Consider the following 22,327-nt stretch of genomic DNA (forward strand, 5'->3'; position numbering starts at 1 on the left):
TCCTTGCCACCGGAGAACAGAATCACCGGCCGCTCGAACTCCCCCGCCACCTCACGGAAGATGTGCACCGCCTCCGACTCCAACGCATCCAGGTGCGTCCAACGGTCGAAGTCCGGCCGGGTGGGTGCGTGGGACGGGGCCGGCCTGCGTGTCTCGGTCGCCGTGCAGGATCCCGCCGTCGTACCGGAGGGGTCCGCCGGCGTGCGGCCCTCGGTGGTCGTGGACGACCGGGACGGTTCCGCCGTCATGCGAGACCACGCTCGGCGAGGGCCAGCAGCAGGCTGTCCACGGATTCGTCGATGTTCAGGCGGTGTGTCTCGATGCGTAACTCCGGGGTGAGCGGCGGCTCGTAGGGGTCGTCGACGCCGGTCAGGCCCGAGAGTCGGCCCGCGGCTTGGCGGGCGTACAGTCCCTTGACGTCTCGCTCGCGGCACACTTCGAGTGGGGCGTCCACGTGGACCTCCAGGAAGGCGGTATCGCTGGCGGTGTGGCGTTCGCGGACCTCGGCCCTCGCCACCGCGTAGGGGGCGATCACCGGTACGAGGACCAGGATCCCGTTTCTCGCGAGGACTTCGGACATCAGACCGACCCGGCGCACATTCGTGAGCCGGTCCTCCTTTCCGAATCCCAGTCCCGCGGACAGCAACTTCCGGTTCTCGTCGCCGTCGAGTATTTCCGTGCGCCGTCCGCGGGCGTGCAGTTCCTGTGCCACTCCACGGGAGATGGTGGTCTTTCCGGAACTGGGGAGGCCGGTCAGCCAGACGGTGGCTCCTGGCCAACATCGACAAAATTCGGGAGTAGTCCACGGTTCGGCGACCCGATGTTGCCAGGCGCCACACTCATCCTCATCGAATGTGCTCGACCGGTCCATGCAGTCAGGATCCACATCCGTCGCCGACGTGGTCAATGGCGACCCGGTTGGCTGCTTCTTCAGCTTGGCTGAAACCCCGGGGGAATGGGCTCGTTGGGCCCGGACCGCGAGGCGGCACGCCACCTCGTTGCGGCAGGTCCCGCGTGTGTGTGCCGTGCCCGGCGGTGGAGCTGCGAAAGGGGCCGTTGACCCGGCGGTTTACGTCCGTTGCACGGTGCGCCACGGCCGCTTTACATTCCGGGGGCGCGTCGAGCCTATTCTGTCCGGATCACATCGCTGCACGCTCGTTGGCCGCTTGTCGGCGTCTGGAACCGTGTGCTTCGCTTTTCGCCGAAGAGCTCGGGGGTGTTTTGTGGTCGTCATGAACGAGTCGCAAACTTCGGGCTTTTCACACCCCCCTAGGACCCCCCTAAGACCCCCCTACTCCATTCTGCATCTGTGTCTCCCCCTTGCCCTCGATCATTTCCCTGGTATTGGTCGGACTTTGTCGGTCCCCTGACTTGAGTTCTTGTGCGCTTCGGGCCATGGCCCCCGTGGGTCGGGTCCGTGATTGTTCTGCCAGTCAGCCACGAAGGAGGCGCCGCGTGGGCGCGTTGCCGGAGGAACTGTTACCGCTGCCGAAGGACCGTTGGGATCCCGTGGCGGCGCGGGGTCTGTCAGGGCGCGACGAGGCGATATTCCGCTCGCACCTGGTGGGTTCCGAGTCGGCGTTGTCCAAGGAGGGGGGCGGCAACTTCTCGGTCAAGGGGACGGTGACGGACCATTGCGGGCGCTCGACCCGGGTGTTGTGGATGAGTGCCTGGGGCTGTGACGGGGCCACCACGACCGACGAGGACTTTCCGGCGCTGCGGCTGGATGAGTTGCTGGCGCTGCGCGAGCGGGACCGGCTGGACGTGCAGGAGATGGTGACGCATCTGGTCGCCTGCGGTGTCACGGGTGAGCAGCGGCGTCCGGGGATCGAGACGTTGACGCACGCGTTCATCCCGGCGGCGCACGTCGACCACAGTCACCCCGACGCGGTCATCGCGCTGACCTCTTTCCCTGAGGGTCGCAAGCTGGCCGAGGAGGAGTTCGGGGACGAGGCGATCTGGTTCGACTACCGGCAGTTCGACATCGGCGTGGCGCGTGAGCTGGCGGACCGGATCGCCGCGAACCCGCGCTGCCGTTTCGTGCTGTTGGCCAATCACGGCCTGTTCACCTGGGCCGACACCAGTGAGCAGTGCTATCGCAACTCGTTGGAGGCGGTGGCTCGTTCGGTCGCGGCTTTGGGCAGGGTTCCGCGCGGCCCGTTGGACCTCGGTGGGCGTGCCGTGCCGGCGCTGTCGGACGAGCGGGCGGAGGCGGTGCTCGCGGAGGTGTTGCCGGCGTTGCGCGGTGCCTGCTTCGAGGGTGGGCGCGGTCCGGTGTTGCAGGTGGACCGCAGTGCGGCGACCGAGGAGTTCGTCTCGTCGGTGCAGGGGCCGGGGGCCAGTCTGCGCGGGCCGGGTTGCCCCGATCACCTGGTGACCGTCGGCTACCGTCCGCTGGTTCTGGGCGCGTTGACCGATCCGGGGCGGGCGACGGTGGAGGCCCTGGCGGACGGGGTGGAGCGGCATCGGGCCTGGTACCGGTCGTACTACGAGGAGAACATCACGGAGGACGGCCGGGTTGGTGGTCGGCGCAGTGACGCTCCCCGTGCCCTTGTGCTGCCCGGGATCGGGGTGGTCACCCAGGGTGCGGACGCCGCGGCGGCGCGGCTGCGTCGGGACCACTATCGGCAGACGATGACGGTGGTCCGGGTGACGGAGGCGGTGGGCGGCTATGTGTCGTTGACCGAGGCTCAGGGCGTTGCGGACGAGTACTGGCCGTTGATGCGGCTCAAGCCGCAGCTCAAGGTGGCGGACGGGTTGTTGGCGGGCAAGGTGGTGCTCGTGTTGGGGGCCGGTGAGGCGGGTCCTGATGCGGCGGCGGTCGCCGAGTTGCTCGCGGCCCAGGAGGCGCATGTGGCGCTGGCGGCCGGGGACGGTGCCGCGGCGGAGCGGATCTGCGGGAAGTACGGCGAGCGTCGTGTGGTCGCGCTGCCGGGTGGGGGTGCCGATCCGGTGCAGGAGGCGGTGCTCGCCTATGGCGGGTTTGACATCGTGATCGATCTGGCGGGCGGTGGTCGGCCGGGTCGTTCGGGGGCCGCGTTGGACGTGATGGCTCGGCAGGGCCACGGCGGAACGTTCCTGCTGGTGGCGGGGACGTCGTCCGCCGCGTTGCGCGGGGCCGCCGCGGAGCTCGACGGGCGGGGCGCGGAGCACGACGTGTCCGCGCATGCCGTGGCGAGCGCCGACCCGGCGGCGCTGGCCGAGACGGCGGTGTTCCTGGGCGGGGCGCGGCGCGCCCGGTGGCAGAGCATCTCCCTTGAGGCGGCGGGCCGATGACGACGGGAGCGGGAATGGGAACCGAGAACGCCGCGGCCCCGAGCGCCGCCGAGGGCGACCTGCCCTCTTTCGTCCCCGAGGGGCAGACCCTGCTGGTGTCGTGTTTCGACGCCCATCACACCATCGGTGGTGGGCTGTTCGCGATCGGGCGGGGCACACAGGGTGCCGAGGTGGTGGACCGGGTCTCCAGCAGTGGGATGGTGCTGGGCGATGACGGGTTGCTCCACCGGTGCCTGTGGAGCGCCGACGGCAGTCCGGCGGAGCTCGTCACCTACGACACCACCGGGGTGCGCCGCTATCACCGGCTGGACAACGTCTCCACCCCGCACGATCTGCTGCCGGTCGGGCGCAATGTGCTGGTTGCCGCGACCATGCAGAACGAGGTGCGGTGTGTGGGGCCGGACGGCGAGGCGGTGTGGAGTTGGCACGCGCCGGGTGAGCCGGACAGTTGGCACGTCAACAGCCTGGCGCTGTACCGCGGGCAGCCGGTGGTGTGTGGGTTCGGGCAGTACCTGCGGCGCCGGGGTTGGGACGAGAACGGTAAGCCGGCCAGTGGGCGGGTGGTCCGGCTCGACACGGGTGAGCCGGTTCTGGAGGGGCTGCGGGCCCCGCACAACCCCTGGTACGAGGACGGGACCTGGCTGATCTGCGACTCGGCCGCGGGCGAGTTGGTGGAGTTCGACGACGCGACCCGGCGTCCCACCCGGGCCCTGACGGTGCCGGGTTGGCCGCGGGGGCTGGTCGTCACCGACCGGTACGTCTTCGTGGGGCTGAGTCCGCACCGGCATGCCGCGTCGTCCGTGGCCACGGCTGCGGTCGCGGTCGTCGACCGGCATCGGTGGAGTCTGGCCGGGCTGTTGGACCTGTCCGCGCGCGAGGTGTATGCGCTGGCGCTGGTGCCCGATGCGGTGGCGGCCGGTGTCCGGACCGGGTTCGGTACCAATGCCACGCGGGTGCACGAGCAGGGCCAGCGGCAGCTCTTCGACCAACTCGGTGTGCAGCCGCGGCGGTTGTGGGCGATCGGCGATCGGCTCACCCCGCACGAGAGCCGGGCCCGTCTGACGCTCACCGGGCCGCAGGGCACCCGTCATGAGCCGCGGGGCACCGCGCACCAGGCTGCGGAGGCCCTGGTCTCGGGCGCGGACGTCGCGGTCGTCGAGGCCGAGCCCGAGAGTCTGGTCACTTTCACCTGTACCGTCCGCAACATCGGTAGCGCTCTGCTGACGCCCGCGCCGCCGTATCCCGTGCGGGTCACCCACCGTTGGTTCGACGCCGAGGGCAAGGAGGTGACCACGCAGTCGCTGCGGTCGGCGCTGACCCGGTCCATTCCTCCGGGGGACGACGAGCGGGTGCCGATGCGGGCGCGGGTGCCCTCGGTGCCCGGCCGGTACCGGTTGCGGGTGACGCTCACGCAGGACGACGGTGAGCCGTTCGATCTGCAGGACGAGCTCAGCGGTACCGACGTCGTGGTGGATGCGGTGGTGCGGGAGGCGCGGTACGTCCAACTGCGCGCGTTCGGTATCGCGCCGGTCGATGCCGCGGCGGCCCGTACCGCGGGTCCGCTCGCCGACGACATGGTGCGTGCCCTGCTCCACCGCCCGACCGGGGAGCCGGACGGGTTGGTCCTGGGGCGGATCGAGGACCTTGGGCGTTCGGCGTTCACGACCGCCGTGGCCCAGGCGCTGGACTGCACGGATGCCGCGCTGGACGACACGGTCGCCAAGCTGTTGCCCGAGCCGTCGCAGGCCCTGCTGACCGGTGCCGAGGCGGTGGCGCTGGCGGCTCTGCGGAGCAGCGATGCGCTCGGGGCGGGGCGTGCGTTCGCCACTATCGAGGACGGTGCCCTTGCCGCGGCGTTCGCCCGGTTGGGCACTCTGGCCGGGGCGAGGGACGCGCAGGACGCGTTGGCTCAGGCGGCGGGGGCGAGCCAGGCGAAGCATGGGGCGGCCGTCGCCGTCCTGACCTCGGATGCCGAACTGCTGGGCGCCTCGGTGGCGTTGGCCGCCTCGCACGGCAGTGGTACCGCCCCGCTGGTGCTGGCCGCCCCGGCGTCCGACGGGCCCGCGCTCGCCCTGTTGCGGGCCACTCCCCAGCCGGCCCGGTCCTGGTACGACTGCGGGTCGGCGTCCGAGCGGGATGCCGACGCCTCGGCCGCCGACTTCGCCGCGTCGGTGCGGCAGGCGTTGCGGACCGCCGCCGATGCGCCGTCAGGGCCGGTGTTGTTGACCCTCTCCCCCGAGGCTGCCGTGCGGCCGTGGGTCCCGTTGTCCGTGCTGGGGCAGGAGGTGGTGGAGCCCCGGGGCTCGGAGGCTGTCCCCGTCGCGCCGGCCGTCGACGGTCCGCTGGGTCGGGCGCTGCGCGAGGCAGTCGCCCGGCCGTATCCCCGCGGTGTGTTCGTGGCCGGCGGTCGGCACGCGACCGGCGGGGACGCTCCGCCGTACCGTGCGGTGCCCTTCGCCCTCGGTCGGGCACTGGCGGAGCCTGAGGCGCGGGTGCTCTGTCTGGTGGACGGTGCCGCCTTCGCCGAGGGGTTGCCCGCGTTGGCCGTGGCCCGGCGTGAGTTGGCTCGGCTCGTCCTGGTGGTGGCCGAGGCCGAGGGGGTGGCGGAGACGGGGGTCCGCTCTGGTGGGGAGGTGCCGTCTCCGGTGCGGATGGCGGAGGCGTTGGGGGTGTCGGCGCGCCGGGTCTCCCCCACCGCGTTGGCCTTGACCCTGGCGGAGCTCGCCGACCATTCGGGGCCGGTCGTGATCGAGCTGCTGCCGCGGGAGGTCTGCGATGCGTGAGGTCGATCTTCCCCCGGTGCGCCTGGAGCCCTACGAGGAGGCGTTCGGCGCGGCCCGTAGTGCCGAGTTGGCCTCCGTGGCGGAGCGGGTGGGCAAGCGGTTGGCCGGGCGGGTGGTCTGGCAGCTCAACTCCACCGCGGCCGGTGGTGGGGTGGCCGAGCTGTTGTACGGTCTCGGTCCGTTGGCCGGGGCGCTCGGGGTGGGCACGCGGTGGTTGGTGATCGACGGTGATGCCGAGTTCTTCGCCATCACCAAGCGCCTGTGTCTGCGGCTGTACGGCATCCAGGGTGATTCGGGCGCGTTGGGCCCGGCCGAGCTGGCGCACTTCCGTGCGGTCACCGAGGCCAACGCCGTGGAGTTGGCGCGTCGGGTGCGGCCGGGCGATGTGGTGGTCGTGCACGATCCGCAGCCGGTCGGGTTGGTGCGGGTGGCCCGGGAGTGCGGTGCGAGCGTGGTGTGGCGCTGTCACATCGGCAGCGACCGGCCCAATCAACACACCGCGGAGGGTTGGGCGTTCCTGCGGCACTTCCTGGAGCCGGAGGACCGGATGGTGTTCTCCACGCCGCGCCATGTGCCCGGGTGGGCGGAGCGGCCGACGGTGATCCCGCCGTCGATCGACCCGTGCGCGCCGCGCAACACCGATCTCACCGACACCACGGCCACGACGGTGCTGGGTGCCGTCGGGATCCTGGCCAACGGGGGCCCGCTGCCGGTGACCGTTCCGGTGCCGGTGGGCGAGCCCGTCACCGTGCGGCGGCCGGTGACCGCGGTGCGGGAGGGCGATCCGCCGTCGGCTCGGGTGCCGATGGTGGTGCAGGTGTCGCGCTGGGACCGGCTCAAGGACATGGGCGGGGTGCTGCGGGCGTTCGGCGAGGCCGGGGTGGAGGACGCGTACCTCACGCTCGCGGGGCCGGATGTCGGCGGGGCCGTTGCCGACGATCCCGAGGCCGCCGCCCTGTTCGAGGAGTGCCGGCAGCAGTGGCGGGAGCTGCCCGACGCGCTGCGGCGCCGCAGCCAGTTGCTGTGCCTGCCGATGACCGACCTGCGGGAGAACGCCCTGGTCGTCAACGCGTTGCAGCGGCACGCGACGGTGGTGGTGCAGAAGAGCCTGGCCGAGGGGTTCGGGCTGACCGCGACCGAGGCGATGTGGAAGCGCCGGCCTCTGGTGGCGAGCGCGGTCGGTGGGCTGCGGGACCAACTCGACGACGACCGGCACGGGTTGTTGCTCGATGACCCGAAGGACGTTCCGGCGGCCGCCGCGGCGATCCGGCGCCTGTTGACCGACCCCGTCCTGGCGGCCCGGCTCGGTGCGGGCGCGCGGGAGCGGGTGGCGGAGCGGTTCCTGCCCGACCGGCACCTGACGCAGTGGGCGCAACTGATCGAGGACGCCCTCAAGGACATCCCCGGGCCGGCGGCCGGCGGGCCGGGGTCCGGACAACGACGCAGCGGCACGAAGGAGCACTGATGCGCAAGCTCGGAAAGAACGCGTTGGGGGACGTGCTGGTGACGTCCGAACAGGGCCTGGGCTGCATGGGGATGTCGCAGTTCTACGGTGCCTGGGACGACGCGGAGTCGATCCGCACCATTCACCGGGCGTTGGACCTCGGGGTGAACGTGCTGGACACCGCGGACATGTACGGCCCGTACACCAACGAGGAGCTCATCGGGCGGGCGGTGCGTGGCAACCGTGACCGGGTGGTCCTGATGACCAAGTTCGGCAACGTCAAGGGTCCGGACGGTCGGGTGATCGGCGTCAACGGGACGCCCGAGTATGTGAAGGCGTCCTGCGAGGGTTCGTTGCGCCGGTTGGGCGTGGAGACCATCGACGTCTACTGCCAGCACCGGGTGGATCCGGACACGCCGGTCGAGGAGACCTTCGGTGCGCTGGCGGAGCTGGTGCAGGAGGGCAAGGTGCGCCACCTGGCGGTGTCGGAGGCGTCCGCCGCGACCGTGCGCCGGGCCCACGCGGTGACCCCGGTGACCGCCGTGCAGACCGAGTACTCGTTGGTCAGTCGCGATCCCGAGCGTGAACTGCTGGGTACTTTACGGGAGTTGGGTATCGGGTTCATCGCCTACGCGCCGCTGGGCCGGGGCATGCTCACCGGTCGCATCCGTTCCTTCGGCGACCTCGGTACGGACGACTTCCGGCGTTCGCTCCCCCGCTTCCAGCCGGCGAACCTGTCCCAGAACACCGCGCTGGTGCGGGAGATCGCCGCGGTCGCCGAGGCCCGTGGGGTGAGCGTGGGGCAGTTGGCGCTGGCCTGGGTGCTCGCGCAGGGTGAGGACGTCCTCGCCATTCCCGGGACGAAGACCGTGGCGCGGTTGGAGGAGAACGTGGCGGCGGGGCAACTACGGCTGACGGCCGAGGAGTTGGAGCGGTTGTCCAAGGCGGCCCCGCTCGGTGCTGCCGCCGGCGACCGCTACCCCGACATGTCCGGTGTCGACCGATAGGCGGGCCCGCATGACCACGCACCCTCAGATACCGCCGCAGGACACCGACGGGCCCGGCCCGTGGTGGCGTGAGGCGGTCCTGTACCAGATCTATCCGCGCAGCTTCGCCGACTCGAACGGTGACGGCATCGGGGACCTGCGGGGCATCATCTCCCGACTCGACCACCTCCGGGACGGCACGTCGTCCTCGCTGGGCGTCGACGCGATCTGGCTCTCGCCCTTCTACCCCTCTCCGCAGGCCGACTTCGGCTATGACATCAGCGACTACCAGGGCGTCGACCCGGTGTACGGCACGCTGGCCGACTTCGACGAGTTGGTCGTCGAGGCGCACCGGCGGGGGCTGCGGGTCGTGGTGGACCTGGTGATGAACCACACCTCCACCGAGCATGCCTGGTTCGCCGAGTCCCGTTCCGGTCGCACCAACCCCAAGCGGAACTGGTACATCTGGGCCGATCCGGCGCCGGACGGCGGTCCGCCCAACAACTGGCTGAGCGCCTTCGAGAAGTGCGGGCCCGCCTGGACCCTCGATCCGGCCACCGGCCAGTACTACCTGCACAGCTTCACCCCGGGGCAGCCGGACCTGAACTGGCGCGAGCCCGCGGTGCGGGAGGCGATGCGCAAGGTGTGGCGGTTCTGGCTGGACCGCGGGGTGGACGGGTTCCGCGCCGATGTGGCGCACCGGCTGCTCAAGGACGAGCGGTTGCGGGACAACCCGCCGGAGTTGGCGCTCGCCCGTCGTCACGTGAGCGTGCCCGGTTTCCGACAGCGCCAGTTGGACCTGCCGGAGGTGCACGACGTGCTGCGGGAGCTGCGCGAGGTGCTGGACTCCTATCCCGGTCTCGACGGGTCCGAGGTCGAGGGCCGGTTCGTGCTGGGCGAGGTGCCGATCAGCGACGACTCCCGGCTCGCCGACTACTTCGGCGGCGAGGGGATGCACACGGTCTTCCACATCGCCTTCTGGGAGCAGCCGTGGGAGGGCGCGGCGTTCCGGCGTACGGTCGACGGTCTGCTGGCGGCGATGCGGCCCGGTTCCTGGCCGACGTACGCGCTGGCCACCCACGACATCTCGCGGGCGGTCAGCCGGTTCGGCAGTCGGGGTCCGGCGCGGGCGGCGGCGGTCATGATGCTGACGCTGCCGGGGACGCCGTGCGTCTATTACGGCGAGGAGATCGGCATGGCGGACGCGCCTCCGCCGGTCGGCCTGGAGCGGGACGTGGACGGCCGGGACGGTCAGCGCACCCCGATGCAGTGGGACGCCTCCGGCAAGGGGTTCGGCAGCGGGACGCCGTGGTTGGCGCCGGGGCCGGACGCCGGGCGGGCCAACGTCGAGGCGCAACGGGACGATCCCGCGTCGATGTGGGGGCTCTATCGGCGGCTGATCCGGTACCGCGGCGGCTCGGCGGCGCTGCGGCGCGGCGGCTACCGCTCGCTGGACAGCTCCGGCGACTCCTATGTCTATCTGCGCCATACAGCCGACGAACGCCTGTTGGTCGCGGTGAACTTCCGGCATGTCCCGGCCCGGGTGGAGGTCACCGGTGTGGACCTGCCGGCCGCCGGCCGCATCGAGTTGTCGACCCATGAAGGCCGGGCCGGGGCGACGGTCCCGCTGGGCCCGTTGGCGCTCGGCCCGTTGGAGGCGGTGGTGGTCCGGCTCGACGGTGTCCCGACGGACCTCGGCGCCGCCGCAGCACCGTCGAAGGGACCGGCCGCGTGAGCGCGACACAGCCCCGTACCGTGACCAACTGGTCCGGCAATGTCACCTTCGGCGCGCGGGAGTTCGCCGCTCCCGCCTCGGTGTCCGAGCTGCAAGGTGTGGTCGCCCGCGGCCGGCAGGTGCGGGCCCTGGGCACGGCGCACTCCTTCAACGACATCGCCGACACCCCGGGGACGCTGGTCTCGGTCACGAAGCTGCCGCCGGTCGTCGAGGTGGACTCCGCGGCCGCGACGGTCAGGGTGGCCGCCGGCCTGCCGTACTCGGACGTCGTGGGCCCGGTGGAGCGTGCGGGGTTCGCGCTGCCCAACCTCGCCTCGCTGCCGCACGTTTCGGTCGGTGGCTCCGTGGTGACCGGGACACACGGTTCGGGGGTGCGCAACGGCTGTCTGTCGACCTCCGTCGCGGCCCTGGACCTGGTGACCGCCGACGGCGACCTGGTGACCCTCGCCCGCGAGACCCATCCGCGGGAGTTCGAGGGCGCGGTGGTCAACCTGGGGGCGCTGGGTGTGGTGACGTCCGTGACACTGGATCTGGTGCCGACGTTCGCCATGCGGCAACGGGTCTACGAGGGGCTGCCGTTGGAGGTGCTGGACGCGCACTTCGCGGAGCTGGTCGCCGGCGCCTACAGCGTGTGCCTGTTCACCGACTGGCGTGGCCCCCGCCTCACCCAGGTGTGGGTCAACCAGCGGATCGGCGACCCCGATCCGACGGTGGTGCACGAGCCGTGGTTCACCGCGGTGCCCGCGGACGGCCCCCGGCACCCGGTCGACGGCCTGGACGCCACCTGCTGCACCCAGCAGTTGGGCGTCATCGGCCGCTGGCACGAGCGGCTGTCGCACTTCCGGCCGGACGCGGTGCCCAGCGCGGGCGACGAGTTGCAGTCGGAGTACCTGCTGGCCACCCAGGACGCCCCCGCGGCGCTGCGCGCGCTGGACCTGGTGCGTGAGCGGCTCGCGCCGGTGCTGCACATCTGCGAGGTCCGCACGGTGGCCGCCGACCGGCTGTGGCTCAGCCCCGCCCAGGGCCGTGACAGCGTCAGCATCCACTTCACCTGGACCTCCGACCTCGACGCGGTGCTGCCGGTGGTGCGGCTGGTCGAGGACGTCCTCACCCCGTTCGCCGCCCGACCACACTGGGCGAAGGTCTACACCACCGCGCCCGACGTGGTGCGCTCCCACTATCCGAAGCTGCCCGACTTCGTGGACCTCGTCCACGCCTACGACCCCCACGGCAAGTTCACCAACGAGCACCTCCGACGCTGCATCGATGCCGACCGATCCACCCACTGCTGAAAGAGGCTCCATGTCTGTCACCCCCTTGCCCGTTACCGAACACCCCGCGCTGCGGAACCTGCCGACCGCCGAGCCCGGCGCGCCCGAGGCCGTCGCCGACCGGCTGCTGGAACTGGCGGGTCCCGACGCGGCCCGTCTGGTGGGTCAACTCCTGGCCGGTGGCCGGCGGGCGGCCGAGGCCACCCTCGCCGGGGTGCTCAAGCGGCCCGTGACCGAGACCGCCGCCGTGGTGGACTGTCTGCTGACCCGCACTCCGTTACTCACCGGGGCCGAGGCGGTGGCCGTGATCCTGGCGCAGAGCGGCACCCGGACCGTCTTCGGCTATCCCGGAACCAGTGAACTCTCCCTGTGCGACGCCGTGGACCGGACCCAGGGCGTCGCCATGGTCAACGGGCGCGGCGACAAGGAGTCGGCGTTCATGGCGGGCGGCGGCAGCTTCCTCGCCCCCGGTCGGGCCGCCGCGATCCTGCACGGCGCCCGCGGCCTGACCAACGGCGCGGGCGCGGTGGCCGACGTGCGGCGCAACGAGGCCGGCACGGTGTTCCTGGTCGGGCTGCCCAGCAGCGGTTCCGCCCGGTTCCTGCCGCCGCACGGCGAGGACAACCTGCTGGCCGCCATTGGTGAGTTCACCAGTTGGTGGTGGCAGGCCCCGGCGGTGCCGGCCGGGGACGCGGCCGGAGCGGCGGCCGTCGCGTTCGTGGCCAGGCTGCGCGAGGCGTGCCGGGTCGTGCGCCAGGCACCGTACCGTCCGGCGCTCTTCGGCATACCGCAGGACGTCGCGGAGCAGCGGTGGATCCCGGCGGAGGCGCTCGCGGAGGCGCCGACGCCGCCGGCGCCGGGGCTGCCGGAGACCGAAGTCGTCGCCGCGGCAACGGGGTTGCTGGCCACGGCCGAGCGCCCGGTGATCCTGGTCGACGACTACGCGCTGCGTCACGACGGGGTGCGCGAGGGGCTGGACCGGGTGAGCCGGGCGCTGGGTGCCGCGGTGCTCCAGGTCCGCTACCGCCGCGGCCCGATGCTGTTCGAGCGGCTGCGCAGCGAGGAGGTGCACGGTTTCGCGGGCTGGCTCAACCCCTACAGCCCGGCCCACCTCGAACTGCTGGACCGTTGCGACCTGTTGGTCACCGTCGAGGACCGCAACATCTACCCCCGTGTGGTCGGTCCGCTGCCGGAGTGCCGCAAGATCGCGCTGAACACCGACCCGGCCAAGGTCGAGAAGAACGAGTACATGGCCCCCGACGACCTGCTGGTCCCGGGTGACCCGGGTGCGGCGCTGCTGGGCATCGCCTCGCGGCTGGAGCAGAGGGGCACCGCGCGGGAGCAGTGGTTCGGTCCCGAGGTGGCCGCCACGGCGATGCACACCCCGGAGCCGGCCCGCGAGCCGGTCGTCGCGGCCCGTCAGCGGATCGTCGACGCCGTCGCCGGGCTGCTCTCCTGCTGGCGCAACCCGGTGTTGGTGGACGACAGCCAGATGTTCGGCGGTCTGCTCTCCGAGGGCTACGACGGGTTCCCGCCCGGCCTGCGGGTCTTCGGCGGGCACGGCGGTTTCGTGGGCGGCGGCATCCCGCTGGCCACCGGCGTCGCCATCGCCAACCCCGATGCGGACGTGCTGTGCACGCTCGGGGACCAGGCGTTCACCAACTCCTTCCAGGGGCTGGTGGCCGCGGTCCAAGAGCGGCCCCGCATCACCTACCTGGTGTGCAACAACGGCCGGTCGGTCTCGCTGACCAAGCAGTCGGCGGCCTCCGGTCCGGAGTGGTTCGGGGAGGGCACCCGGCCGTTCCTGCACAATGTCGACGACTTCGACTACTGCGCGCTGGCCAGCTCGTTCGGCATCCCGGCGGCCGCCGTGGAGGTTCCCGTCGGCGGTGACCCCGCGGCCGTCGAGGAGGCCGTCGAGCGGCTGTCGGCCGAACTCGACAAGGCCGCGGCCGTGGACGGTCCGGCACTGATCGAACTGCGACTGCCCTCCGACCCGGACGCCTGGCGCGGTATCTGGGTCACCCAGGGCTTCGAGACCCAGCGGAAGGTGGAGGCATGAGCATGCTGCTGATCGACAGCGCGGACCCCGACGACGTCAAGGAGGCCGTGGCCTCGGGACTGGTCACCAGTGTGACGACCAACCCGAAGCTGATGCGAGCGGTCACCGACAAGCCCCTCGAACACCTCGCCACGCTGCTGGCGTTGGTGCCCGGGGAGGTGTGCTACCAGCCCTCCGGGGCCTACGGCGACGACCTGGTGGCCGAGGCCCGTCGCGCGTTCGACCTGGACCCCGAGCGCGTGGCGATCAAGGCCATGGCGACCGCGTCCGGTACGGCCGTGGCCCATGCCGCGCGGCAGTTCGGTGCCCGCGTGGCGCTGACGGCGGCCCAGGCGCCCCGGGCGATGATCACCGCCCTCGCCCTCGGCTGCCAGGCCGTGATCCCCTACCACGACCGCGGTCTGAAGGACCCTCAGGTCTCCGACCCGCTGGTGGCCGGTCTGGTGGCGGTGCGCGGCAACCGTCCCGCCCCGCTCGTGGTGGCCGCGTCCGTGAAGACTCCGGAGCAGGTGGCCGAGGTGCTGCGGCAGGGTGCCGACGGGGTGACCGTGCCGCTCACCGTGCTGCGCGCGCTGGTCTCGCACCCCTCCTCGGTCGCCGCCGAGGACGACTTCCTCGCGCAGTACCGCGGCGGCGCGGGGGCCGCGTCGTGACTCCCGCCGCGGCCACGGCCACCGTGCTGCGCCCCGCCACCGTCGGTCGGGACTACGCGGCGGTGCTCTTCGACCTGGACGGCACCCTGGTCGAATCGGGTGATTCGGTGGACCGGGCCTGGAATCTGTGGTGTGCGCGGTACGACGTGGCCCCGGAGGAGTTGGAGGGGCTGCTGCACGGTCACACGGCCGTCGACCTGATCCGGACCGTGCGGCCCTACTGGCCCGCGGACAAGGTGACGCGGGCGGCCCGCTACCAGCTGCAGATCCAGGAGGAGGACCCCACGCCCGGCACGGCGATGCCGGGCGCGGCCGAGCTCCTCGCGTCGCTGACCGCGCGGGGCCAGCGTTGGGCCGTCGTCACGGCGTGCTCCGCCGCGCTGGCCCGGCACCGCCTGGCCGCGTCGGGGCTGCCGGTCCCGGAGGTCCTGGTCACGGCGGACGACTGCCCGCGCGGCAAGCCGGACCCGGCCCCGTACCTGCTCGGGGCCGAGGCCCTCGGGGTCTCCCCCACCGACTGTCTGGTGGTGGAGGACGCCCCGTCGGGAATCCGGTCCGGACGGGCCGCCGACTGCACGGTCGTGGCCATCACCACCACACATCAGGCAGACGCACTGGTCGAGGCCGACGCCGTACTCCCCGGTCTCGCCCACCTGGAGTTCGCCCACGACTCCGTGGCGAGCACCGGGCGCGACTGACCCACACCAGTGACCGCGGGGACGCCCGAAAGGGGCGCCCCCGCGGCGCTGTCTCCGCACACAGCCACTGCGGCCGCCTGTGGTTGGCTGTGGCCGTCGACCACACCGGTCTGCGCGGACGCGGACCGGGACGAACGGAGGATTCCGGTGACCTTCGACGGCTACGGGCAATACGAGCAACTCGCCTTCTCCCGCCGCCCGAACGGCGTTCTGCTCATCACCCTCGACCGGCCCGAGAAGTACAACGCCGCCGACGAGCAGATGCACACCGAGCTCGCCGGGGTCTGGAACGACGTCTCCGCCGACCCCGAGACCCGGGTCGCGGTCATCACCGGCGCGGGCCGGGCGTTCTCCGCCGGCGGGGACCTCGCGATGGTCGAGCGGATGGCCGGTGACTACGACCGGGTCTCGCACATGCTCAGCGAGATGAGCGCCCTCGTCTACAACATCATCAACTGCGAGAAGCCGATCGTTTCGGCGATCAACGGCGTTGCGGTGGGCGCCGGTACGGTCGCCGCGTTGCTCGCCGACGTCGCCATCGCGGCCGAGGACGCGAAGATCGGCGACGGACACGTCAAGCTCGGCGTCGCCGCGGGCGACCACGCAGCCATCATCTGGCCGCTCCTGGCCGGCATGGCCAAGGCCCGCTACTACCTGCTGACCGGCGAGATGCTCACCGGCGCCGAAGCCGAGCGCCTCGGCATGGTCGCCAAGGCCCTCCCCCGCGACCAGGTCCTCGACGAGGCCCTCAGAATCGCCGACACCCTGGCCACCGGCCCCCAACAAGCCATCCGCCTCACAAAGCGGACGCTCAACAACTGGCTGCGCACCTTCGGCCCCACCTTCGACCAGTCCGCCGCCTACGAAATGCTCACCTTCCTCGGCCCGGACGTCGTCGAGGGCTACACGGCCCTACGCGAGAAGCGCCCGCCTCGTTTCCCTTCGGCACAGTCGTGATCCGGGCCGCGACAGCGGTTCGAGGACCGGCGCGATGGCAATGGGGCGCCCCCGAACGGTGCCTACGTGACCCGGAGTTGACACTCAGCCACAAGCCAGCCCCCTGCGGAACGGGGCCGCGCCTTCGACCAGGCGCCCACTGACGTCAGGGCGCGCCTCAGGGGGCTTCACGACGGGATCGCGTTTCGCACTGCGCGCAACGCACGGCGTCGTACGGCGAGATGTCCACGAATCCGCCCGGCGGGCCTGGGCGGGGTCTTCCGTGACCGGATCGCCGTCGGGAGAAACGCTCGCCGCAGTCCGGGGCGCCGCCGGTTGGGGCCGGCCGGGTCGCGGGGGTGGCGGGCAGCACCGACGATGAGCCGAGAACAGCCCCCACACCGAAGGAAGACCGATGCCTACCTCCCACCCCGCCCGCCGTCGGAAGGTGAGGCTGCTGGCCCCGATGACGGCCGCCCTCACGTGCACCCTCACAGCCGGCGCGCTGGCTGGATGCGGCAGCCACGGCGGCACGGGCGCCGGGTCCGCGTCCAGAACGACCTCCTCGCCGGTAACGGCCACGCCGTCCGGTACGCCGCCCTCCGTATCCGCGAGCGCCTCGGAGTTCGAAGCCTCGGTGTCGGCGGAGACCGCACGTGCCGCCGCGGCGTCCCAGAAGGCACTCAAGAACGTTTCGGGGCGCGGGAACGCCCTCAACGAGGTCGGCATGACCGGCATCGCCCGGGCCAAGACCGGCGGCGTACTCGCTGTTCACGTCCCCATCGTCAACAAGACCGACCATGTCGCTTCGTACGCCGCGCAAATCGACTTCGTGGACGCCAAGGGGCACGTGGTCGAGACCCGATATGTCGGCGCCGAGGACCTCAAGCCGGGCCAGCGTGTACAGCCCATCGCGTTCAGCCGCCAGCCTCCGGAGCCCAAACTCACCGCCCGGCTGGCCAAGGCACAACGTTACTGACCGTCGATACACATGGTTCCCGGGGCCGCGAAGGAAAGTAGCCGTGCCCGGTGGGCCAGTCGAGCGCGCCAGGCGCGCAGGAGCTCCGCCGTCGGGACCGGAGGAGCGCTACCGCCGGAGCCGGACGTCCGAACGGCCCATGTGCACTGGCCTCGTTCGGGAAGTCTGGGCAACGGTGGATCGAAAAGACGCAGGGCTCCGACTGCGTAACCGAAGGATGGATATGACCGACACCGCCGTACCCGCCCATGCCTACGGCGTGCATTCCGAGGTCGGCCGACTGCGCAAGGTCCTGGTCTGCGCGCCCGGGCTGGCCCATCGCCGCCTGACGCCCACCAACGCGGACGACCTGTTGTTCGACGATGTCATGTGGGTGGAGAACGCCCAGCGCGACCATGCAGACTTCGTCAACAAGCTCACCCAGCGCGGGGTGGAAGTCGTCGAGCTTCACGATCTGCTGGCGCAGACCGTGGCGCTTCCCGAGGCCCGCTCATGGCTGCTGGACCGCAAGATCACCGCGAACCAGGTCGGTCTCGGGTTGATCGAGGGCACCCGTGCATACCTGGAGTCCCTGCAGCCGCACGCACTTGCCGAGTTCCTCATCGGAGGACTCGCCACCTCCGATCTCCCCGAGGACCACCGCACCGGCTACCTCGCCCTGGCCCGAGAGGCGACCGGCACACGCGAGTACCTGATGCCGCCTCTGCCCAACACCCTCTACACCCGCGACACCACCTGCTGGCTCTACGGCGGCCTCACTCTCAACCCGCTCTACTGGCCCGCCCGTCATGACGAGACCCTGCTGATGAAGGCGGTCTACACCTTCCATCCCGACTACGCGGGGTCCACGGTCTGGTGGGGCGACCCCGAACTGGACTGGGCCCAGGCCACCTTCGAAGGCGGCGACATCATGCCCGTCGGGAACGGCGTGGTGTTGATGGGCATGAGCGAGCGAACCTCCCGCCAGGCCATCACCCAGGTCGCCGCTTCCCTGTTCCGCCATGGTGCAGCTCAGCACGTCATCGTCGCCGGCATGCCCAAGCTGCGCTCAGCGATGCACCTGGACACCGTTTTCACCTTCGCGGACCGCGACATCGTCACCCTCTACCCCACGATCACCGACAGCATCCATGCCTTCTCGCTGCGCCCTTCCGACGGTGCCTCCGGCGTCGAGATCACCGACGAGGGCTCACGCTCCTTCACCACGGTGGTCGCCAAGGCGCTGGGCCTCGGGAAGCTGCACGTGATCGCCACAGGTGGCGACGTCTACGCCTCCGAACGCCAGCAGTGGGACAGCGGGAACAACGCCGTTGCCCTGGAGCCGGGCGTGGTCTTCACCTACGACCGCAACACCACCACCAACACCCTGCTGCGCAAAGCCGGCGTCGAGGTCATCACCATCGTCGGTGCCGAACTCGGCCGTGGCCGAGGCGGGGGCCACTGCATGACCTGCCCCATCATCCGTGAACCGGTGGCCTACTGACCAGCCGTCGACAGGCGCGTGAGGACGCGATGCCATCAGGGTTGACGGCAGACGTGCGAAGAGCGTCCCCTGCGGCGTCACCGGATTCGAGATCGAAAGAGCTTCCGCGCCCATCACGGGTCCGGCCGACACCAACGGAGAGGCGACATGACCGAGGCGCATGCTGGTGGGGGCGCGCAGAGCGCCGACGGTGCGTCACCGGCTCCTGCCAAGCTGAGCTTGACGACGATGACGGCAATGGTCGTCGGCTCGATGGTGGGAGCCGGAGTGTTCTCACTGCCGAACCGGTTCGCCCAAGCGACCGGTGTCATCGGATCACTGATCGCCTGGACGATCGCCGGCCTGGGCATGCTGATGCTCGCCTTCGTCTTCCAGACACTGGCCGTCCGCAGGCCGCAGCTGGATGCCGGCATGTACGCCTACGCCAAGGCCGGCTTCGGCGAATACCTCGGCTTCTTCTCGGCGTTCGGCTACTGGGCCAGCGCATGCGTGGGGAACGTCACCTACTGGGTGCTGATCATGTCCACCGTCGGGGCCGTCGCGCCGGCGCTCGGAAACGGTGAGACGCTGCTCGCCGCAGCGCTCTCCTCGATCGGCCTCTGGGGGTTCTTTTTCCTGATCAGACGCGGGGTCAGGGAAGCCACGGCAATCAACCGGATCGTCACCGTCGCCAAACTCGTCCCCATCCTGGTCTTCATCGTCCTGGCACTGTTCTGTCTCAGACCCGGTGTCTTCGCCGAGAACCTCTTCGGCGCCGACTACGCGGGTTCGCTCTTCCACCAGGTGCGCAGCACGATGCTGGTCACGGTCTTCGTCTTCATCGGTGTCGAGGGCGCCAGCGTCTATTCCCGCCACGCCAAGCGCCGCGAAGACATCGGCCGGGCCACCATCCTGGGTTTCCTAAGCGTCTTGGCGGTCTTCGCCTCGGTGACCATCGTCTCCTACGGCATCCTGCCCATGCGCGAGATCGCGACGCTGCGTCAGCCCTCGATGGGGCAGGTGCTGCAGGCTGCCGTCGGCCCTTGGGGCAACGTGTTCGTGAGCGTGGGCCTGATCGTCTCCGTGCTCGGCGCCTACCTCGCCTGGAGCCTGATGGCGGCAGAGGTGCTGTTCGTCGCCGCGAAGGACGACGACATGCCCCGTTTCCTGCGACGCTCGTCCGCCGCCGACGTGCCGGTGCCCGCCCTGTTGATGACCACCTGCCTGTCGCAGCTCGTCCTCGTCATCACGCTGTTCTCCAACGACGCCTTCGACTTCACCCTCGACCTGACCAGCGCGCTGTCACTCATCCCCTACCTCCTGGCCGCCGGCTACGCGCTGAAGATCGCCCTCTACCGCGGTCCCGGCGCCACCCGACGGGAAGGCACCACCCGCGAACTGGTCACCGCCGCACTGGCCACCGCGTACACGGCGTTCCTGCTGTACGCAGCCGGGCTGAAGTTCGTGCTGGTCTCGTTCATCGTCTACGCGCCCGCCACCGTGCTGTTCGTCATGGCCCGCCGCGAGCAAGGCCGGATCCTCTTCACCTCACGCGAACTCGTCATCTTCGCAGTCTCCGTGGTCGGTGCCGTCGTCGGCATCCTGGCGATCGCCGCCGGCTGGATCGAACTGTGACACCACGAACCGGATCCACCGTCGTGTCCAGCAGACGGATTCACAGGAGCCCGTGACCACCTGCTGGCCCAAGCACGAACGCCCCGTGCAAGGACGAAGTAGTACGGCGGGCAGTGACGGGCTCACCGGGTCCCGGCGATCGTCTCCAGGATGCCGGAGTCCGCAGAGCCGTCAGCTGAGTCCGGAGAATGCCTCCACCGCGTGGGTCTTTCCGGTGACGATGATGATGTCGCCCTCTTCGACGACCGTTTCGGCGGTGGCGTAGGTGAAGTCCTGGCCTGACCGTTTGATGCCGACCACGGTTACGCCGTACTGGCTGCGCACGACGGACTGTCCCAGTGGGGTGCCGGTGACGACCGCGGGCGCGACGGTCTTGATGAGTGCGTAGTCGTCGTCGAACTCGATGAAGTCGAGCATTCCTCCAGTCACCAGGTGAGCTACCCGCTCACCCATCTCGTGTTCGGGGAGGACAACGTGGTGGGCGCCGATTCGTTCCAGGATCCGGCCGTGCTGGTGACTGACCGCTTTGGCCCAGATGTTGGGCACGCCGACATCCAACAGGTTGGAGGTGATCAGCATGCTGGCCTCGATGTCGGTTCCGATGCCGACGACCGCGACGGTGAACTCGTGCACTCCCAGCTGCCGGAGGACTTCGGGGTCGGTGCAATCGGCGACGACGGAATGGGTCAGCGCCTCTCTGTGCCGTTGGACAAGGGCCGCGTCGGTGTCGATACCAAGGACGTCCCAACCGCAGCGCGTCAGTTCGTGGGCCAGCGAGCTGCCGAAACGGCCCAGGCCGATCACGGCGAGCCGTTCGTCACTCGGCTCCAGGTGCTGCTTGGCGAGCCATTCGCGGCGGCGACGGCGCAGGGCGTGCAGGTAGTTACCCAATGACGGGTCGCTCCTCGGGTAGTTGGTAGCGGCGGGTGCGATTGCGCAGCGCGAGCGCCGAGGCCAGGGTGATCGGTCCAAGTCGGCCGACGAACATGAGCAGAATGAGGACCAGCCGGCCGGACGTGGGCAAGTCTGCCGTGATCCCTGGGGACAGTCCGACCGTGCCGAAGGCGGACACGACTTCGAAGAGCACGTCTTCAAAAGGCGCGTTGACGACGGTGAGCAGCGAGATCGTGGCTGCTGTCACGAGTCCCATACCGAGCAGTGCCACGGACAGCGCTTGGCGCAGGACGTGCGGTTCCAGGCGTCGGTCCATGACGGTGGAGTCCGGTTCGCCACGCACCTCGGCCAGGATCGCCGCGGCGAGCACGGCGAAGGTGGTGACCTTGATGCCGCCGGCGGTGCCCGCGCTGCCGCCGCCGATGAACATCAGCATGCACGTCATCAGCAACGTCGAGGCTTGCATCTCGCTGATGTCGAGGGCGTTGAATCCGGCGGTACGGCTCATCGCCGAGTGGAAGAAGCCGTTCAGCAGCTTCTCGTCCCAGTCGAAGCGTCCCAGCGTGGCTGGGTTGGTCCACTCCAGCAGACAGGTCAACACCGTGCCGGTGACCAGCAGGACGACCGTGGTGACCAGTGTCAGCTTGGTGTGCAGTGACCATCGCCGGCGTCCGCCCGTGCGCCGTTGCAGGCGGTGGTGCAACAGCTCCAGCACTACGGGGAACCCGATGCCTCCCAGGACGACCGCAACCGCGACGGGGAGCGTCACCCAGGGGTCCTGGGCGTAGCGGGTGAGGCTGTTCGCGTGCAGTCCGAAGCCAGCGTTGTTGAAGGCCGAAACCGCATGGAAGAGACCCATGTATGCCGCTCGGTCGACCGGCTCACCGTACTTGTAGCGAAAACGTAGGGCGAGGATGACGCCGGCGGCGATTTCGACGGTGGCGGTGGTGGCCGCGACCCCGCGCAGGACACGGCGCACGTCCCCGATGCCCAGGCTTTTGGTCTCCGCCTGGGCGCTCAACTGCATCCGAAGCCCCAGCTTTCCGGTTACCAGCAGTGCGAGCAACGAGGCCAGCGCCATGATGCCGAAGCCGCCAACCTGGATGAGCGCGAGGATGACGCCGGCGCCGAAGCCACTCCAGTACGTGCCGGTGTCGACCACCACGAGCCCGGTGACGCAGACAGCCGAGGTCGAGGTGAACAACGAGGTGATGAGGTCGGTCGCACTGTTCTCTCGGGACGACACGGGCAGCGCCAGTAACGCGGTGCCGATCACGATCACTGCAGCGAACGCCATGACGACCGTGCGGGCCGGATGGGCGGTGGTCAGCGAGTGCCACAGCCGTGCCATGCGTCCGGGCACTACGTCTGACCTTCCTTGCGGCAGTCCTTCAGCTGGTTTTACGACAAAGCCTGTCTGAGATATAGACGGGCTTGCCGCAGATTTCACTTCATTCCGCGATAAGCACTCCCCGACGTATGCGGCTGGCGCCCGACTGTCGGAGTCGTGCCG

The 22,327-nt window shown here is 70.4% G+C and carries 15 protein-coding genes and 2 pseudogenes; 13 read left to right on the forward strand and 4 right to left on the reverse strand.

Annotation, left to right across the window (positions count from 1 at the left end):
• Together ACIQU6_RS15045 and cysC are read right to left on the reverse strand one after the other, a co-directional pair.
• Positions 1 to 248, reverse strand: a pseudogene (locus ACIQU6_RS15045) (hypothetical protein); the annotation flags it as partial.
• A pseudogene (cysC, locus tag ACIQU6_RS15050) lies at positions 245 to 772 on the reverse strand (adenylyl-sulfate kinase); the annotation flags it as partial. The pseudogenes cysC and ACIQU6_RS15045, both read right to left, overlap by 4 nt.
• A gap of 683 nt (positions 773 to 1,455) precedes the next feature.
• Between cysC and ACIQU6_RS15055 the strand changes: the two are divergent.
• The 13 genes from ACIQU6_RS15055 (at position 1,456) to ACIQU6_RS15115 (ending at position 19,920) form a co-directional block, all read left to right on the forward strand.
• Positions 1,456 to 3,276 carry a class II aldolase/adducin family protein gene (locus ACIQU6_RS15055; RefSeq protein WP_403482047.1) on the forward strand — a complete coding sequence of 607 codons (1,821 nt, stop codon included), beginning with the start codon at positions 1,456 to 1,458 and terminating at the stop codon, positions 3,274 to 3,276.
• A 14-nt stretch (positions 3,277 to 3,290) separates the two neighbouring features.
• Positions 3,291 to 6,059, forward strand: a complete 2,769-nt coding sequence (locus tag ACIQU6_RS15060; protein ID WP_403482048.1) for a DUF4915 domain-containing protein — start codon at positions 3,291 to 3,293, stop codon at positions 6,057 to 6,059.
• Positions 6,052 to 7,524 carry a glycosyltransferase gene (locus tag ACIQU6_RS15065; RefSeq protein WP_403482049.1) on the forward strand — a complete coding sequence of 491 codons (1,473 nt, stop codon included), beginning with the start codon at positions 6,052 to 6,054 and terminating at the stop codon, positions 7,522 to 7,524. The genes ACIQU6_RS15060 and ACIQU6_RS15065 overlap by 8 nt, the downstream gene beginning before the upstream one ends.
• A complete protein-coding gene (locus ACIQU6_RS15070; RefSeq protein ID WP_403482050.1) occupies positions 7,524 to 8,510 on the forward strand; it encodes an aldo/keto reductase in 987 nt (328 codons plus the stop codon). The genes ACIQU6_RS15065 and ACIQU6_RS15070 overlap by 1 nt, the downstream gene beginning before the upstream one ends.
• A 10-nt stretch (positions 8,511 to 8,520) precedes the next feature.
• A complete protein-coding gene (locus ACIQU6_RS15075; protein WP_403482051.1) occupies positions 8,521 to 10,224 on the forward strand; it encodes an alpha-amylase family glycosyl hydrolase in 1,704 nt (567 codons plus the stop codon).
• Entirely contained in the window at positions 10,221 to 11,516 is a 1,296-nt protein-coding gene (locus ACIQU6_RS15080) for a D-arabinono-1,4-lactone oxidase (RefSeq protein ID WP_403482052.1), read from the forward strand. Before ACIQU6_RS15075 ends, ACIQU6_RS15080 begins: the two co-directional genes overlap by 4 nt.
• 10 nt (positions 11,517 to 11,526) lie before the next feature.
• Positions 11,527 to 13,557, forward strand: coding sequence for a thiamine pyrophosphate-dependent enzyme (locus ACIQU6_RS15085; RefSeq protein ID WP_403482053.1), 2,031 nt, complete (start codon positions 11,527 to 11,529; stop codon positions 13,555 to 13,557).
• Positions 13,554 to 14,210, forward strand: a complete 657-nt coding sequence (locus tag ACIQU6_RS15090) for a transaldolase family protein (RefSeq protein WP_403482054.1) — start codon at positions 13,554 to 13,556, stop codon at positions 14,208 to 14,210. Before ACIQU6_RS15085 ends, ACIQU6_RS15090 begins: the two co-directional genes overlap by 4 nt.
• Positions 14,207 to 14,908 carry an HAD-IA family hydrolase gene (locus ACIQU6_RS15095; RefSeq protein WP_403482055.1) on the forward strand — a complete coding sequence of 234 codons (702 nt, stop codon included), beginning with the start codon at positions 14,207 to 14,209 and terminating at the stop codon, positions 14,906 to 14,908. Before ACIQU6_RS15090 ends, ACIQU6_RS15095 begins: the two co-directional genes overlap by 4 nt.
• A gap of 147 nt (positions 14,909 to 15,055) precedes the next feature.
• Positions 15,056 to 15,865: an enoyl-CoA hydratase/isomerase family protein gene (locus ACIQU6_RS15100; RefSeq protein ID WP_403482056.1), complete on the forward strand. Its 810-nt coding sequence runs from the start codon at positions 15,056 to 15,058 to the stop codon at positions 15,863 to 15,865.
• Between the two features lie 394 nt (positions 15,866 to 16,259).
• Complete coding sequence (locus ACIQU6_RS15105; protein WP_403482057.1) at positions 16,260 to 16,823, forward strand: hypothetical protein; 564 nt, start codon at positions 16,260 to 16,262, stop codon at positions 16,821 to 16,823.
• Between the two features lie 223 nt (positions 16,824 to 17,046).
• Positions 17,047 to 18,306: an arginine deiminase gene (locus tag ACIQU6_RS15110; RefSeq protein WP_403482058.1), complete on the forward strand. Its 1,260-nt coding sequence runs from the start codon at positions 17,047 to 17,049 to the stop codon at positions 18,304 to 18,306.
• 147 nt (positions 18,307 to 18,453) lie between these two features.
• Complete coding sequence (locus ACIQU6_RS15115; RefSeq protein ID WP_403482059.1) at positions 18,454 to 19,920, forward strand: basic amino acid/polyamine antiporter; 1,467 nt, start codon at positions 18,454 to 18,456, stop codon at positions 19,918 to 19,920.
• Between the two features lie 171 nt (positions 19,921 to 20,091).
• Here the strand turns inward: ACIQU6_RS15115 and ACIQU6_RS15120 are convergent, their stop codons facing one another.
• Together ACIQU6_RS15120 and ACIQU6_RS15125 are read right to left on the reverse strand one after the other, a co-directional pair.
• Positions 20,092 to 20,811 (reverse strand): potassium channel family protein, encoded by a 720-nt coding sequence (locus ACIQU6_RS15120; RefSeq protein ID WP_403482060.1) that lies wholly within the window; start codon positions 20,809 to 20,811, stop codon positions 20,092 to 20,094.
• Positions 20,804 to 22,165 carry a TrkH family potassium uptake protein gene (locus ACIQU6_RS15125; RefSeq protein WP_403482152.1) on the reverse strand — a complete coding sequence of 454 codons (1,362 nt, stop codon included), beginning with the start codon at positions 22,163 to 22,165 and terminating at the stop codon, positions 20,804 to 20,806. Before ACIQU6_RS15125 ends, ACIQU6_RS15120 begins: the two co-directional genes overlap by 8 nt.
• Positions 22,166 to 22,327: the final 162 nt, after the last annotated feature.

The organism is Streptomyces sp. NPDC090442 (assembly GCF_044769405.1).
Lineage (GTDB): Bacteria > Actinomycetota > Actinomycetes > Streptomycetales > Streptomycetaceae > Streptomyces.